Origin of the sequence: Acidovorax sp. LjRoot194, from assembly GCF_964253015.1 — a bacterium.
GTDB lineage: Bacteria > Pseudomonadota > Gammaproteobacteria > Burkholderiales > Burkholderiaceae_C > Acidovorax.
On record NZ_CAXUQB020000001.1, the window covers coordinates 1,738,907 to 1,752,558 of the forward strand.

13 protein-coding genes are annotated in these 13,652 nt (G+C 68.4%); 8 read left to right on the plus strand and 5 right to left on the minus strand.

Annotated features, from left to right (window positions below; translation table 11 throughout):
* Positions 1-36: 36 nt before the first annotated feature.
* The 4 genes from ACSQ3N_RS07930 to ACSQ3N_RS07945 form a co-directional block, all read right to left on the minus strand.
* Positions 37-2,487 (minus strand): TonB-dependent siderophore receptor, encoded by a 2,451-nt coding sequence (locus ACSQ3N_RS07930; protein ID WP_436146012.1) that lies wholly within the window; start codon positions 2,485-2,487, stop codon positions 37-39.
* 199 nt (positions 2,488-2,686) lie between these two features.
* Positions 2,687-3,625, minus strand: a complete 939-nt coding sequence (locus ACSQ3N_RS07935) for a FecR family protein (protein ID WP_436146013.1) — start codon at positions 3,623-3,625, stop codon at positions 2,687-2,689.
* Positions 3,622-4,206: an RNA polymerase sigma factor gene (locus ACSQ3N_RS07940; protein ID WP_436147932.1), complete on the minus strand. Its 585-nt coding sequence runs from the start codon at positions 4,204-4,206 to the stop codon at positions 3,622-3,624. The genes ACSQ3N_RS07935 and ACSQ3N_RS07940 overlap by 4 nt, the downstream gene beginning before the upstream one ends.
* A 109-nt stretch (positions 4,207-4,315) precedes the next feature.
* On the minus strand, positions 4,316-5,059 hold the full coding sequence (locus tag ACSQ3N_RS07945) for an IclR family transcriptional regulator (RefSeq protein ID WP_436146014.1): 744 nt from the start codon (positions 5,057-5,059) through the stop codon (positions 4,316-4,318).
* Positions 5,060-5,201: 142 nt separating this feature from the next.
* Here ACSQ3N_RS07945 and ACSQ3N_RS07950 point away from each other — a divergent pair, with 142 nt between their 5' ends.
* From ACSQ3N_RS07950 to ACSQ3N_RS07975, 6 genes are all read left to right on the plus strand, one after another.
* Positions 5,202-6,764, plus strand: a complete 1,563-nt coding sequence (locus tag ACSQ3N_RS07950; RefSeq protein ID WP_436146015.1) for a class I adenylate-forming enzyme family protein — start codon at positions 5,202-5,204, stop codon at positions 6,762-6,764.
* Positions 6,761-7,576, plus strand: a complete 816-nt coding sequence (locus ACSQ3N_RS07955; RefSeq protein WP_056162013.1) for a citryl-CoA lyase — start codon at positions 6,761-6,763, stop codon at positions 7,574-7,576. Before ACSQ3N_RS07950 ends, ACSQ3N_RS07955 begins: the two co-directional genes overlap by 4 nt.
* A complete protein-coding gene (locus ACSQ3N_RS07960) occupies positions 7,573-8,397 on the plus strand; it encodes a hypothetical protein (protein ID WP_056162015.1) in 825 nt (274 codons plus the stop codon). The genes ACSQ3N_RS07955 and ACSQ3N_RS07960 overlap by 4 nt, the downstream gene beginning before the upstream one ends.
* A gap of 45 nt (positions 8,398-8,442) precedes the next feature.
* Positions 8,443-9,309, plus strand: coding sequence for an SDR family NAD(P)-dependent oxidoreductase (locus tag ACSQ3N_RS07965; RefSeq protein ID WP_235507227.1), 867 nt, complete (start codon positions 8,443-8,445; stop codon positions 9,307-9,309).
* A gap of 76 nt (positions 9,310-9,385) precedes the next feature.
* On the plus strand, positions 9,386-10,378 hold the full coding sequence (locus ACSQ3N_RS07970; RefSeq protein WP_235507228.1) for a Bug family tripartite tricarboxylate transporter substrate binding protein: 993 nt from the start codon (positions 9,386-9,388) through the stop codon (positions 10,376-10,378).
* 122 nt (positions 10,379-10,500) lie between these two features.
* The gene (locus tag ACSQ3N_RS07975; protein WP_056162017.1) at positions 10,501-11,451 is read left to right on the plus strand and encodes a DMT family transporter; all 951 of its coding nucleotides are present in this window, start codon (positions 10,501-10,503) and stop codon (positions 11,449-11,451) included.
* Positions 11,452-11,478: 27 nt separating this feature from the next.
* Here ACSQ3N_RS07975 and ACSQ3N_RS07980 read toward each other — a convergent pair whose 3' ends face one another.
* Positions 11,479-11,862: a c-type cytochrome gene (locus tag ACSQ3N_RS07980; protein WP_235507229.1), complete on the minus strand. Its 384-nt coding sequence runs from the start codon at positions 11,860-11,862 to the stop codon at positions 11,479-11,481.
* A 219-nt stretch (positions 11,863-12,081) separates the two neighbouring features.
* Here ACSQ3N_RS07980 and ACSQ3N_RS07985 point away from each other — a divergent pair, with 219 nt between their 5' ends.
* Both ACSQ3N_RS07985 and ACSQ3N_RS07990 read left to right on the plus strand, forming a co-directional pair.
* Positions 12,082-12,657 (plus strand): RNA polymerase sigma factor, encoded by a 576-nt coding sequence (locus tag ACSQ3N_RS07985; protein WP_056162019.1) that lies wholly within the window; start codon positions 12,082-12,084, stop codon positions 12,655-12,657.
* A 16-nt stretch (positions 12,658-12,673) separates the two neighbouring features.
* Positions 12,674-13,465 (plus strand): anti-sigma factor, encoded by a 792-nt coding sequence (locus ACSQ3N_RS07990; protein ID WP_056162022.1) that lies wholly within the window; start codon positions 12,674-12,676, stop codon positions 13,463-13,465.
* Positions 13,466-13,652 lie beyond the last annotated feature (187 nt).

The window sequence follows — 13,652 nt, forward strand, 5'->3', positions numbered from 1 at the left end:
GGCCGGTGCGCTGCTGGCCATGGCCGCGTTGCCCTGTCAATACTTGTAGCTCAGCGTGGCCATCACGCTGCGCGGCTCGCCGTAGTAGCTCTGGCGCGTCCAGCCATCGGGGCGGTCGAGATACTTGCGGTCCAGCAGGTTGTTGACTGTCACGGTGACGCGCGTCTTGGGCGTGATCTGGTAGCCGGCCTGCAGCGACAGCAGCGTCACGCTGCCCTGGCCCCAGTGTGCGCCATCGATGTTGTTGAAGATGGCACTGCGCACGCGTGCCCCTGCGCCCAGGCTCCAGCCGCCGTCAAATCGGTAGTCGGTCCACAGCGAGAAGCTGTGGCGCGGAAACACGGTGGTGAAAGGCTTGCCCTCCTGGTCGGGCGATGAGCGCAGCACCCGTGTGGTGTTGTACCCGTAGCCCGCGGTGAGGTTCCAGCGCGGCGACAGGCGGCCGGTCAGTTCGGCCTCAAGGCCCTGGCTGCGTACCTTGCCCGCGGCAATCGACGCTTCCGGGAAGTCCGGGTCGGTGATGGCGCGGTTCACATCCTCGATGCGGTAGATGCCGACGCTGCTGGCCAGCTTGCCGTCCAGATGCTCGCCCTTGATCCCCACCTCGACCTGGTGGCCCGCGCGGGGCTGCAGGTAGGCGCCGCTGCGGTTGCGCGAGGTCTGCGGATTGAAGATGGCGCTGTAGCTGCCGTAGGCAGACCAGGTGGGCGACAGCTCGTACACGGCCCCAGCATAGGGCACGGCCTTGGCGTTCTCGCGGCTGTCGTTGGCGCGGTCGATCAGGTCGCGGCTTTCGTACCAGGTCACTCTGGCGCCGGCCAGCAGCACGAGCGGTTGCGAGATGCGGATGCGTGCCTGGCCGAACACCGCGCTCTGGCGCAGATCGTTGTTGGCATAGGCGGGGTCGATGGTGACATCGGGCCGGGGCACATCGGGGTTGGGCGCGAAGACGTTCAACAGGAATCCGTTGTCTCCCCAGGTGCTGCCGTTGTAGGCATCGCGGCTGGTGCGCCGCTGGTGGCTGGCCCCCACCACGAACTCCTGCTTGAAGCCGCGCCATTGCACCGGCAGCGTCAGCATGCCTTGCAGGTTGGTCTCGCTCTGGTGGCGGAGGTAGAAGTAGGGCGATACCGTCATGTCGCCTGTGGCGCGGTCGACGTAGCTGTTGCCGAACCCGAGGGTGGTGTTCTCGTTGCTGTCCAGGTAGTTGGCGGTCAGGACCGCCCGGCCGCCGCCCTCCAGCCTGTGCTCCAGTTCGGCAAAGCTGCGGCGCATCAGCTGGCTGCTGCGGTTCCACAGAGCGCCAATGTAGGTGGATCGGTCCAGGTCGGGATACCCACCATCGGCATAGGCCGCGTAGCCCCAGAACGGGCGCCGGAGCGCGTGCTGCGCGCTGTGTCCCACAGACAGCGTGGTGTTGGGCGTGAAGTCGTATTCCAGCGTGCCGTAGCCCAGCGGCTGGCGCGTGAAGACGTGGTCGGTGACATAGTGCCGGTCTTCGTAGGCGGCCACCAGGCGTCCCCGCAGGCGCCCCTCTGCGTCCAGCGGACCGGTGATGTCGGCCTCTGTGTAGTAGTGGTTCCAGGAGCCGGCCGATGCACGCGCGTTGAAGCCGAAGACCGGCTGGGCGCGCTTGCGCACGAAGTTGACGGTACCGCCAGGGTCGCCCGCGCCCTGCAGCAGGCCGGCCGGGCCGCGCCAGACTTCCACCCGGTCGAACATCGCCAGCGCAAAGTCGTTGTCTCCGGTCTGCACCGACGAGGACACGCCATCGATCTGGTAGCGGTCGATGCCGTAGCCGCGCGACTCCACGGTGAAGCGACCGGTGCCGTAGGTGGTCACCTTGAGCGCGGTCGTGTACTGCATGGCGTCCTCCACGCGCAGGAAGTTCTGGTCTTCGATACGCTGGCGCGTCACCACGCTCACCGAATTGGGTATTTCGCGCGGCGCCTGCTCCATGAGGCCCAGGGTGGTGGTGCGGGCTGCATATTCGGGCAGCCCCTCGGTGGTGGCGCTGACCTCCGCGGCCGCGGTCACCTTCACTTCATCCAGCGACGCGGCAGCGCCGGGTGCGGCGGAAGGCGCAGCCTGGCCCGCCTGCTCCACCACAAAGGTCTTGCCGCCGTCCGCGGGACGCGCGGCCAGGCCGCTGCCTGCCAGCAGTTGGTCCAGCGCCTGCCTGGCGGTGTAGGTGCCGCGCACTGCGGGGGCAGTGCGCCCGGCCGACAGGCTGCTGGCAAATACCACCTGAACGCCCGTGCGCTGGGCAAGGGCGTTGAGCGATTGCGCCAGTGGCGCTGCAGGCAGGTCCAGAGCCACCGGTGCCACAGCGGCGCCCTGCGGGGCCGCGGTCGGGACAGGCTGAGCCTGCGTGGCCATTGCGATCAGGGCGCTGCAGGCAAGCGCGGTCAGGCGCCAGCCCTGACGCGGGGCAGTGGGCGTGTGGCGGTGGGTGGCTCGGGGCTGCGGACGCAATGGCAGGGGCACGGGAATCTCCTCGTTGATGGTGGGTTCGCTGCCTGCAAGGCAGGCGCTCACGGGGAGTGCCGTTTCTCGGTGCCCATCACCCTACCCAGCGTCACAAAAAAATTTTCCGCTTTGTGCTGGATGACTTTTGCTATGAATTAAATAGCTTGTCGCGCTGGATGGACGAGCGGTAGCACAGGTTTTCATTCAGAAAGGTGCTTCAAGGCCTGCCTGGCCTGGGCAGCACCCAGCGTTCTCCGTCGGCGTCAGGCGGCGTGTCCACCCGCACAGGCAGGAAGCTGGGCAGCAGGGTCAGCAAAGCATCGGCATTGGCCGTGCGGTACACGCCGGAAACCTCCAGCTGCGCCAGCGAAGCATCTCCCAGCCGCACCGGGCGTCCGCTGTAGCGGGCGATCTCGGCCAGCACCTCGGGCAGGGGCGTGTGGTCAAACACCAGGTGCCCATGCCGCCACGCGGTGGCGTCCGTGGCGTTGACCGGCGCTGTGCTGCCCAGTGTGCCTGCCTGCACGTGGATTTGATCATTGGCTTGGAGCGTGGCATCCGCATGGTTGCCAGCCACAGCCACGCGCCCGCGCAGCACCGTGACCATGACGTCGTCGCCGCGCCGGCGCACGTCAAACGCCGTGCCCAGCACACGCACCTGGGTGCTGCCCGCATCCACCAAAAAAGGACGCCACCGCGAGGCCTGCACATCAAACAGCGCCCGACCCTCTTGCAGGACCAACCGGCGTGAGCGCAGGTGGCGCGACACCGTCAGCCGTGTGGAGGTGTCCAGCTCGACCACGCTGCCATCGGCCAGTTCCACAGAGGCGCGCCGGTCGGGCCCGGTGGCGATGTGCTCGGTGCGCCAGGCCGGGTCTTGCCACGCCAGCAGCGCGGCCGCGGCCGCCGGCAGCGCGACTGCCAGCAGGCGCGCAGGACGCCGCCGCTGGCCAGCAGTGGCGCCGTCGCGCGTGGCGTGGGGCAGTGGGGACAGCGCCTGCGGAGGCAGCGGAAAGCGCTCCTGCAACGCGGCGCGGTGCCGGGCCAGCGCTGCGTCAGCATCCGGCGATGCCGCCTCTGATGGGGCCGAGGAGGGTGCGGTGGGGACTGTGGGCGCGATGGGCGCAATGGGCTGGCTCCTGCGGTGCGCGGTCATGGACGGGTCTCGCGCACTGCATTGGCACCGCAGGTGGCGATGCTGGCCGCCGGCGAACAGCTGCGCACCAGCCGGGCCCGAGCCAGGTGGGCCCGGCAGGCAGCCATGCCTGCATGCAGGTGCTTTTCCACAGCCTTGCGAGAGATGCCCAGGCGCAGGGCGACTTCGGCGTGCGGCATCTCGTGGATCTTGTGCATCACGAATACCGTCTGGCAGCGCGGGGGCAGACCCGCAATGGCGTCTTCCAGCCACCGCAGTTCGCGCTCGGCGTCCAGCTGCCGGCCCACATCGGGTGTGTCACACGCGTGGTCCGGCGCATCGCCGGTGCTGTCGATGCGCGCGCGGTACGCGTCTTCGGCCCTGCACCGGTCCACCGCCATGTCGTGCGAGATGCGCCTCAGCAGTGCCAGCGGTACGCGCACCGGGCTGGTCGGTGGCTTTTCGAGGATGTGCACGCACACGTCGTGCACCACCTCGCGCGCAAAGCCTGCATCACCAAAGCGCCGCCGGACATGGGCGATCAACTCGTCGTAGTGGTGCGCCAGGGCACCCAGCAGGGTCAGGGGCGGCTCGCGCAACACGGGCAAGGCAGTCGGAGTGGTGAGTGATGCGAATTATACGAATGAGAATTGTTATCTTTTAATGCGCGGCGTTTGTCTGGTCACTCGCAGCCTGCAGCCCCGACGGCTCCTACAACCCCTTTTGCAACCCCGCAAGCTCCCGCTGCAGCGTCTGCACCACCAGCCCCTCGCGCGGCTGCATGCGCGCCGTCATCGCACTCACGCTGATCGCACCGATCACAACCCCGCCACGGTCGCGAATAGGCACCCCAATACTCGTCACCCCCGCCACCGCATAGTTGGTGATGCTGGCATAGCCCTGCGCGCGTGCGGTCTGGATCAGCCCTAGCAGGGTCTCCCGCGTCAAGCCGCCGTAGGCATGCAGGTGCGGCTCGATGCGGTCCAGCACGTCCAGCAACTCGTCCTGCGGCATGAAGCTCAGCAACGCCAGCCCGCCGCCGCCGATGCCCAGCGGGCGGCGCTTTCCCACTTCGACGGTGAGCACCTGGATGGGAAAGCTGCCCGACTGCCGGTCCAGGCAGAACGAATCGGCCCCGCTGCGCACCACCAGAAAGGCCGTGTCCCCCGTCTCGGCGCTGATGCGCGCGAGGTACGGCGCGCACTGGTCGCGCAGGTGGAAGTGGGTGGAGGCGACCAGCCCCAGCTCATACGCGAAGTGGCCCAGGCGGTAGCGGCGCTGGGCGTCCTGCATCACCAAGCCGCCTTCGACCAGTTGCTTGAGCAGGCGGTGCACCGTGGGTTGCGCCAGGCCGCTGGCGGCCACCAGCGCGGACAGGCGCGCGCCGGACTTGTGTTCGGCAGAAATCAGGCGCAGCAGCTCGATGGCGCGGTCCAGGCTTTGTACGGTGGTCATGGCAGTATCAAATTCACGGTTAATCCGTATGGCGGACTTTTGGCCTTTGCTTGCAACGCATTGGTGGCAATAATTTGCATTGATTTTGCTACCAATTGTGCTGGTGGCAAGCATAAAAAAGTCCGTATCCCGGAATATCTGCATGTACCCCATCGACTTCTTTCACCGGGCCGCCCGGATGTATCCCCAGCGCACGGCGCTGATCGGCGGCGGCCAGGCCCTGACTTACACCGAGCTGGCGGCGCGCGTGAACGCGGCCGCGTGTGCGCTACAGCAGCTCGATGCAACGCCCGGCTCGCGCGTCGGCATCTGCGCCGGCAACACGGTGGAGCACATCGTCGCGCTGCTGGCCGTGCTGGCGGCGGGCAAGGTGTGGGTGCCGCTCAACTGGCGCAACCCTGCGGCGGAGCTCAACCGCATCATTGCCTTTACCGACCCGAGCATCGTGCTGGCAGAACCCGCCCACCTGGGCACGCTGGACCTGGCGGGCGTGAAGGCTGTGCTCGCGCTAGGGCAAGGCGGCGAAGGCGGTGAAGTTGGCGAGTGCGGCGACATCTATGCGACGCTGGACGTGGCCGCTGCCGCGCACACCGGTCAGCAGCCCCGGCCCCATGGCCGCTCGCGCGACGAGGCGCAGGCCATCAAGTTCACCGGAGGCTCCACGGGCGTGCCGAAGGGCGTGATGCAGCCCTACCGCGCGTGGGTGACCACGCTGGTCAACCAGATCCACGCGTTCGGCTTTGATGCAGATGACCGTTACCTTATCTCGGCCCCGGTCACGCACGGCACGTCCACCTACCTGCTGCCCATCCTGGCGCAGGGCGGCTGCCTGGTGCTGCCGGGCAGCAACAAGCCGGCCGAGCTGCTGCGCAGCTTTCGCGAAGACGGCATCACCACCACCTTCATGCCGCCCACGTTGCTGTACATGCTGGTGGCAGAAGCGCATGGCGAGCGCCTGCAGCTGCCGCGCCTCAAGCACCTGATCTACGGCGGCGCGCCCATGCCGCCCGAGAAGATCCGTGTGGTGCGCGACTGTTTCGGCCCTGTGCTGGAGACCACCTACGGCCAGACTGAGGCGCCGCAGGTGGTCAGCGTGATGCGGGCTGAAGACTTTGCGGACGAGGCCAACTGGCGCTCCGTGGGCCGTCAGGGCCTGCTGACCGACATGGCCATCATGAGCCCCGAGGGCGCGCTGCTGCCCACGGGCGAGGCGGGCGAGATCGTGGTGCGCGGCGACCTCATCATGAACGGCTACTGGAAGGCGCCCGACAAGACGGCCGAGACCATCATCGACGGCTGGCTGCACACGGGCGACCGGGGCTATGTGGACGAGCGCGGCTACCTGTTCCTCAAGGACCGGCTGCGCGAGGTGGTCATCACCGGCGGATTCAACGTCTACCCCATCGATGTGGAGAGCGTGCTCGACCAGCACCCGGCGGTGCACGAGTCCGCCGTGTTCGGCATCGAGGACGACAAGTGGGGCGAGGCCGTGCATGCGGCGGTGCAGCTCAAGCCCGGCGCACAGGTCAGCGCGCAGGAGATCATCGCGTTTGCCAAGGAGCACCTGGGGTCCGTCAAGACACCGAAGGCCGTGCACTTCTACGCCGACCTGCCGCGCAGCGTGGCGGGCAAGGTGCACAAGGTGACGCTCAAGGCCGACATCACGCGCCTGGTGCGCCAGGCCAGCCAGGAAAGGGCCGCATGAGCCAAAGCAGCAACAAACCCACCGACCGCCCGTACACCGAGCTGTGCACGCATTCGCAGACGTCGATCCACTACCGGGGCGACAACCTGGCCGACGATGTGCTGGGGCAGCGCGGCTTCACCGATGTGCTGTTCTCGCAGATCCTGAACCGGCGGGCTGACGCCGACGACCTGCGTGTGCTGGATGCGGCGCTCATCGCCATCATGGAGCACGGCCTCACGCCCAGCGCCATCGCCACGCGCATGGTCTACATGAGCTCGCCCGAGAACATCCAGAGCGGCGTGGCCGCAGGCCTCCTGGCCGTGGGCAGCCAGTTCGTGGGCACGGTGGAAAATTCGGCCATCCTGCTGCGCCAGCTCATCGATGCGCCCGAAGGCGTGGAGGCCGCCGCACGCGCCGCGGTGCAGCGCTACCGCACCGAGCGCAAGCCCATCCCCGGCTTCGGCCAGCACATGCACAAGCCCGACGACCCGCGCGCCGCCAGGCTGCTGGCCATCGGCCGCGAGCACCCGCGCTTCGAGGGGCGCTACCTGCACGCCATCGAAGTGCTCTCGCGCGAGGTCGATGCCGCGTTTGGCAAGCACATCACCATCAACGCCACGGGCGCGGTGGGTACGCTGCTGGGCGAGCTGGGTGTGCCCCCTGCGCTGATGCGCGGCTTTGCCGTCATCTCGCGTGCGGCGGGGCTGGTGGCGCACATCGCGGAGGAGCAGCGCGTGCCGTCCGCCCGCTTCGTGTGGGACCTGGTGGACCAGGAGGTGCCGTACCGCGGCACGGGCGAAGGCCACAACAAGGACCGGAGCGGCGAATGAGCGGCGGCACCCTGGCCCACGACGTACTGGTCTGCGACTCGGTCACCCGCATGGGGCCCGGCGTGCGCGGCCACGTGGCGGTGGCCGCATCGCACGGCGGCGTGTTTGCGGTGCACCTGGCCCTGACCGAGGGGGTGGCAGGCCTGGTGGTGTGCGACGCCGGCGTGGGCCTGGAGCGCGCAGGCATCGCGGGGCTGCACTACGCGGACAGCCTGGGCGTGCCCTGCGCGGCCATCCACCACCGGTCGGCCCGCATCGGCGACGGGGCCGACTGCGCGGCGCGCGGGTTGATCTCGTTCGCCAATACACGGGCGGTGGAGCTGGGCGTGCGCGTGGGCATGCCCGCCATGGAGGCCGCGCGTTGCATGGCGGCGGCACAGCTCGGCGCCGTCGACCCCGGTCCATCGCCCGGCGAGTCGCGCAAGGTGCTGCCGGGCACGCACGGGCACCGCGCCGTGGTGCTCATCGACTCGGCCTCGCTCGTGGACGAAGAAGACGCGGAGTCGGTGGTGATCACCGCATCGCACGGCGGACTGCTGGGCGGGCGGTTCGAGACCGCCATCAAGCTGCCGGTGTTCGCTGCGCTCTACAACGACGCGGGCATCGGCTGCGATGGGGCCGGCGTCTCGCGCCTGCCGGCGCTCGATGCTCGGTCCATACCCGCTGCCACGGTGGCTGCCAGCAGTGCCCGCATTGGCGACGCGCGGTCCGCATGGGAGACGGGGGTGATCAGCCGCGTGAACCAGGCGGCCTACGCCCTGGGGGCGCGCGAAGGGCAAGGCGCACGCGACTGGGCCGAACTCATGGCGGCCGTGCACTGAGCCTGAAGACCCGGCACCCACCCACAAAGAAAGAGACATTCATCCATGGCGACCACAGCACATGCAAGCAGCCCGGCAGCGTCGGCCGCGTACTTTCCGCCGCTCGATGCGCTGCCGGGCCGGGGCCGTGTGGCCGGCAAAGTCGCGCTGGTGTTCGGTGGCGGTTCGTCCGGCCCCGGCTGGGGCAACGGCAAGGCCGCAGCCATGGTGTATGCCCGTGAAGGGGCGCGCGTGGCGGTGGTGGACATCCGCCGCGAGGCGGCCGAGGAAACCCGTGCCCAGCTGTACGCCGAAGGCTTCGACACCGAGGCCTATGCGGCCGATGTGACCGACTCCGCCGCCGTGGCCGACGTGGTGCGGCGCGTGCATGCGCGCTATGGCGCCATCGACATCCTGCACAACAACGTGGGCATCACACGCATGGGCAGTGTGGTCGACATGGACGAGGCCACCTGGCAGCAGGTGATCGACACCAACCTCACGGGCGTGTTCCTCACCTGCAAGCACGTGGTGCCGGTGATGCTGGCGCGGGGGCGTGGCGCCATCGTCAACATATCGTCGCTGGCCTCACAGCAGATCAACAGCTACCCGTACACACCTTACTACGCGGCCAAAGCGGGGCTCAACCACCTGACGCGTGCGCTGGCCGTGCAGTACGCGGCGCAGGGCATCCGCGCCAATGCGGTGCTGCCGGGCGTGATCGACACGCCGCTCATCCACCAGCAGATCGCCGGGCAGTTCGCCAGCACCGAAGACATGCTGCGCACCCGCAACGCCGCCAGCCCGATGGGCCGCATGGGCCAGGCCTGGGACGTGGCCTACACGGCGCTGTTTCTGGCGAGCGACGAGGCACGCTACGTGACGGGCGTGTGCATTCCGGTGGATGGTGGCAAGGCCTGCACGGGCAAGTAGAGGCCGCCCAGGTTTCAGTTTCAGGTTCCAGGATTCATTGATCCTTTTATTCCAACAATCGCAGGAGACAACACCTATGAACACGCAACGAATGAACCGCCGCACGGCCGCAGGCGTCGCACTGGCACTGCTAGGGGTCGCAGCCGTGCTGCCCGCCGCCGCGCAGGGCGCCTTCCCCGACAAGCCGATCAAGCTGGTGGTGCCCTTCCCACCGGGCGGCACGTCGGACATCAGCGGCCGGGTGCTGGCCGATGCGCTGTCCAAGGAGCTGGGCCAGCCGGTGATCGTGGAGAACAAGGCCGGTGCGGGCGGCTCGGTGGGTGCGCGCTTCGTGGCCGAGGCCAAGGCCGACGGGTACACGCTGCTGCTGGGCACCACCAGCACCAACGGCACGAATTCGGCGGTGTACAAGAACCTGAGCTTCGATGCGCTCAAGAGCTTCACGCCCATTACGCGCATCCTGTCGGTGCCGGGGGTGCTGGCCATCAACAAGAGCTTTCCGGCCAAGAACTATGCGGAGTTCGCCAAGCTGGTGGGGCAGTCGCCGGGCAAGTTTTCGTACGCATCGTCGGGCAATGGCGGCGCCACCCACATGGCCATGGAGTACTACAAGTCGCTCAGCGGCCTGCGCGTGGTGCATGTGCCATACCGCGGCACGGGCCCGGCGCTGAACGACGTGATCGGCGGCCAGGTCGAGATGATCTACGACACCCTGGCGTCCTCGATGCCGCACATCAAGTCGGGCAACCTGGTGCCCATGGCCCTGGCCACGCCCCAGCGCCTGAAGGAGCTGCCCGACGTGCCCACGTTTGCCGAGCTGGGCCTCAAGAGCGCCAACGAAGGCTTCTGGAACGGCGTGCTGGCCCCCGCCGGATTGCCGGCCGATGTGCTGGAGAAGCTGCATGGCGGCATCGTGCGTGCGCTGCGCACGCAGGCCGTCCAGGACAAGTTCGCCGCGGCCGGTGCGATCACGGTCGAGGACACGCCCGCAGCCTTCACCAAGATCATTGCCGACGACATCGTGAAGTGGAAGAAGGTGGCCGAGACCAGCCACATCACGGCCGACTGAACTGCTCACGCTTTGACGGACCGGCTCGCTGGCGGTGTGGCGCGCCGAGCCCTCGCGCCCCTGCATGGCCGCACTGCCCATTGGCGTCGGGCGGCGCGCCAGGGGCCCGCTATAACCCTTGCATGACTCTTTCCTGGATTGCCTGGGCGTGGATACCGCTGACGCTGTGGGCCGCATTGGCACAGACCGCACGCAACGCCGCCCAGCGCTCGCTCACCGCCGAGCTGGGCACGCTGGCTGCCACGCTGGTGCGCTTTCTGTACGGCCTGCCGCTGGCCACGGCCTGGGTGGCGGGGCTGACCTTCTGGGGCGCGGGCGGCATTCCACAGTTCAACGGGGTGTATGCCGCGTGGCTCGCCATGGGCGCGCTCACCCAGGTGGGGGCCACGGCGTTCCTGCTCTTGGCCATGAAGGAGCGCAACTTCGTGCTCGCCGTGGCGTATTCCAAGACCGAGGTACTGCAGGTCGCGCTGTTCTCGGCCGTGCTGCTGCACGAGCTGCCCGGGCCGCTCGCGCTGGGCGCCATGGCTGCGGCCACTGTCGGCGTGGTGCTGCTGTCGCTGCCGCCGGGCGGTTGGCGGGCGCTGCGCGCCGGGTCTTCGGCCACGGCAGGGCAGGGCAGCGGCCGACTGGTGGTGTACGGGCTGGCTTCGGGCGCGTGCTTTGCGCTGGCGAGCGTGGGGTTTCGCGGTGCATCGCTGGCGCTGGCAGACGCCAACGCGGGCGTGGCGCCGTGGGTGGCGGGCGCCTGGGGCGTGTTCTGGGCGCAACTGCTGCAGTCGGTGGTGCTGGGCGGCTGGCTGCTGGCGCGGCAGCCCGGGGTGGCCGGCGCCATTGCGCGGGCCTGGCGCATGTCGGTGGTGGCGGGGTCGATGGGTGCGGTCGCGTCCATCGCGTGGTTCACAGCCTATGCGATGCGGCCCGCGTCCGACGTGCGCACGCTGGGCCTGGTCGAAGTGCTGTACAGCTACCTGGTGTCGCGCCGCGTGTTCCGCGAAAGCCTGACCCGCACCGAAGGCGCCGGGCTTGCGCTGGTGGTGGCCGGGCTGGTGGGCATCTGCGCGCAGTGGTAGGTAGGTAGTTAGGCTTCGCAGCCAGCGTCAAGGCAGGCGCTTCAGGGTGGCCAGGTAGGCCACCACGTCTTCCCGGTCGCGGTCATCGTCCAGGCTGTAGTCCATGCCCTGGCCGGGTATGAGGGCCTCGGGGTTGGCCAGCCAGGCTTTCAGCGTGGCCCGTGTCCACAAGACCTTGCTGTTGCGCAGTGCGGGCGAATAGTCGAAGTCCTTGAGCGCGCCAGCGCGGCGGCCCACCACGCCTCGGTGCGCGGGGCCGTCCTGGTGCGTGTCGGTGCTGTGGCAGCTGGCGCAGTGGGCGGTGTATACGGCGCGGCCGCGTTCGACCGACTGGGCCAGGGCGGGGCCGCCAGCAGCCCAGAGCAGGGCGGCGAGCAGCGCGGTGCACCCGGCGGTGCGTGTACGGGCCACTGTGTGGCCTGAAAAGGTAGGGGTCATCAGGGGTTTCTGGTGGGGCTACCCCTGCTGTACGGCCCAAAAGTCGGTCTGGATTCACGGCGTCGCAATGCCGGTCGATATTTCTGCCGCACACCACAACTGCGGCTGAATCCAAAGCGTCGGCTGTGGCGTATTCACCTACAGAAGATGCCTTTGCATCGTGAAGATCGACCAATCCCAGAGAATGGGCGCATGAGCACCCTGCACACCGACAGTGACCTGATGAACCTCCTAGACCGCATCGCCGCGCAGGACGACACTGCGCTCAAAAGCCTGTACGAGAGCACCTCGTCCCGGCTTTTTGGCCTGGCGATGCGCGTGGTGCGCAACCGCGATGCGGCCGAGGATGTGCTGCAGGAGTCCTTCCTGACCATCTGGCGGTCCGCCGGCAACTACCGCGCATCGCTCAGCCCTCCGATGGCGTGGATGGGGCTCATCGTGCGCAGCCGGGCGCTCGATGCCCTGCGCAAGCGCACCAGCGACCGGGCCGACCTGATGAACGAGCTGGACGACGCCCTGGCCGACACGCTGGAAGGCGATAGCACCAACCCCATGGACGCGACCGACGCGAGCGAGCAGGCCTTTGCACTGCATCAGTGCCTGGGCAAGCTCGACAACAAGCAGCGCGAGGTGGTCAGCCTGGCCTACCTGCGCGACCTGAGCCACGGCGACCTCGCCGAGCAGCTCAAACTGCCTTTGGGCACCGTGAAGACCTGGATCCGGCGCGGGCTGGAGCAGTTGCGCGCCTGCATGGCGCGGTATGCCTGAGCCAGGAGGACTCGCCATGAATATCTCCCGACACCCTGAACTGCTCGACCGGCTGGCGGCCAGCTACGCACTGGGCACGCTGCGCGGCGGCGCGCGCCGCCGGTTCGAAACCCTGGCCCGTGACCAGGCCCCCGTGCGGGCCGCTGCGCTGGTGTGGCAAAGCCGGTGGTCCGGCCTGACCGAGCTGCAAGAGCTGGCCCAGCCGTCTTCGCACGTCTGGACCCGCATCCACAACCTGGTCGAGGCGGACAAGGCCGCGCAGGCCATGCAGGCCGCCCATGCAGCCCCGGCGCCAGCGCCCGCCAGCAGCTGGTGGCACAGCCTGCTTGTGTGGCGCGGCGCGGCCGCCGCAGGTGCGCTGGCCACGGTGGCGGCGGTGGCCGTCGGCGTGCAGGTGCACGGCGCGCTCAAGGCCACGTCGGGCCAGCAGATCGCCACGCTGCAGCAGCAACTGCAGGCCACCCCGCAGATCCAGTACGTGGCCGTGCTGGCGGACGACAAGGCGGCTGCATCGATGCTGGTCACCTTCGACCCCAAGAACAACCAGTTGGTGCTGCAGCGCGTGGGCGGCTTCCAGGAAGGCGCCGACAAGTCGCTGCAGCTGTGGGCACTGCCGCCCTCGGGCGGGCCGCGGTCGCTCGGAGTGCTGGGGCAGGAAAAGCTGCTCAAGCTGGTGGCGGGCGAATCCGACGTCCGGCAGGTGCCGGCGCTGGCCATCAGCCTGGAGCCCAAGGGTGGCGTGCCCAGCGCCACAGGGCCCACCGGGCCGGTGCTGTTCAAGGGCGAGCTGATCCAGCGCACGCTGTAGCGTTCGTCGCGTTAATCGCGCCCTTCGCGTTCCACGAGGGTGGGATGCGCGGGCGCCATGGCGCCTGCGGACCAGACCACTCAGCGTTTCGACCTTCCTCAGTGGCCCGCAAAAATTTCTGTCGTTTTTGAATCCAGCGTGTTCTGCGGTCCGTAAGTTGGGTGCAACATCCACTTACAAGCATTCC

Bases quoted from the DNA above. Each gene is read 5' to 3' on its own strand.
- ACSQ3N_RS07935 (WP_436146013.1), bottom strand. From the start codon at position 3,625: ATGACCGCGCACCGCAGGAGCCAGCCCATTGCGCCCATCGCGCCCACA.
- ACSQ3N_RS07945 (WP_436146014.1), bottom strand. From the start codon at position 5,059: ATGACCACCGTACAAAGCCTGGACCGCGCCATCGAGCTGCTGCGCCTG.
- ACSQ3N_RS07950 (WP_436146015.1), top strand. From the start codon at position 5,202: ATGTACCCCATCGACTTCTTTCACCGGGCCGCCCGGATGTATCCCCAG.
- ACSQ3N_RS07955 (WP_056162013.1), top strand. From the start codon at position 6,761: ATGAGCCAAAGCAGCAACAAACCCACCGACCGCCCGTACACCGAGCTG.
- ACSQ3N_RS07960 (WP_056162015.1), top strand. From the start codon at position 7,573: ATGAGCGGCGGCACCCTGGCCCACGACGTACTGGTCTGCGACTCGGTC.
- ACSQ3N_RS07965 (WP_235507227.1), top strand. From the start codon at position 8,443: ATGGCGACCACAGCACATGCAAGCAGCCCGGCAGCGTCGGCCGCGTAC.
- ACSQ3N_RS07970 (WP_235507228.1), top strand. From the start codon at position 9,386: ATGAACACGCAACGAATGAACCGCCGCACGGCCGCAGGCGTCGCACTG.
- ACSQ3N_RS07975 (WP_056162017.1), top strand. From the start codon at position 10,501: ATGACTCTTTCCTGGATTGCCTGGGCGTGGATACCGCTGACGCTGTGG.
- ACSQ3N_RS07985 (WP_056162019.1), top strand. From the start codon at position 12,082: ATGAGCACCCTGCACACCGACAGTGACCTGATGAACCTCCTAGACCGC.
- ACSQ3N_RS07990 (WP_056162022.1), top strand. From the start codon at position 12,674: ATGAATATCTCCCGACACCCTGAACTGCTCGACCGGCTGGCGGCCAGC.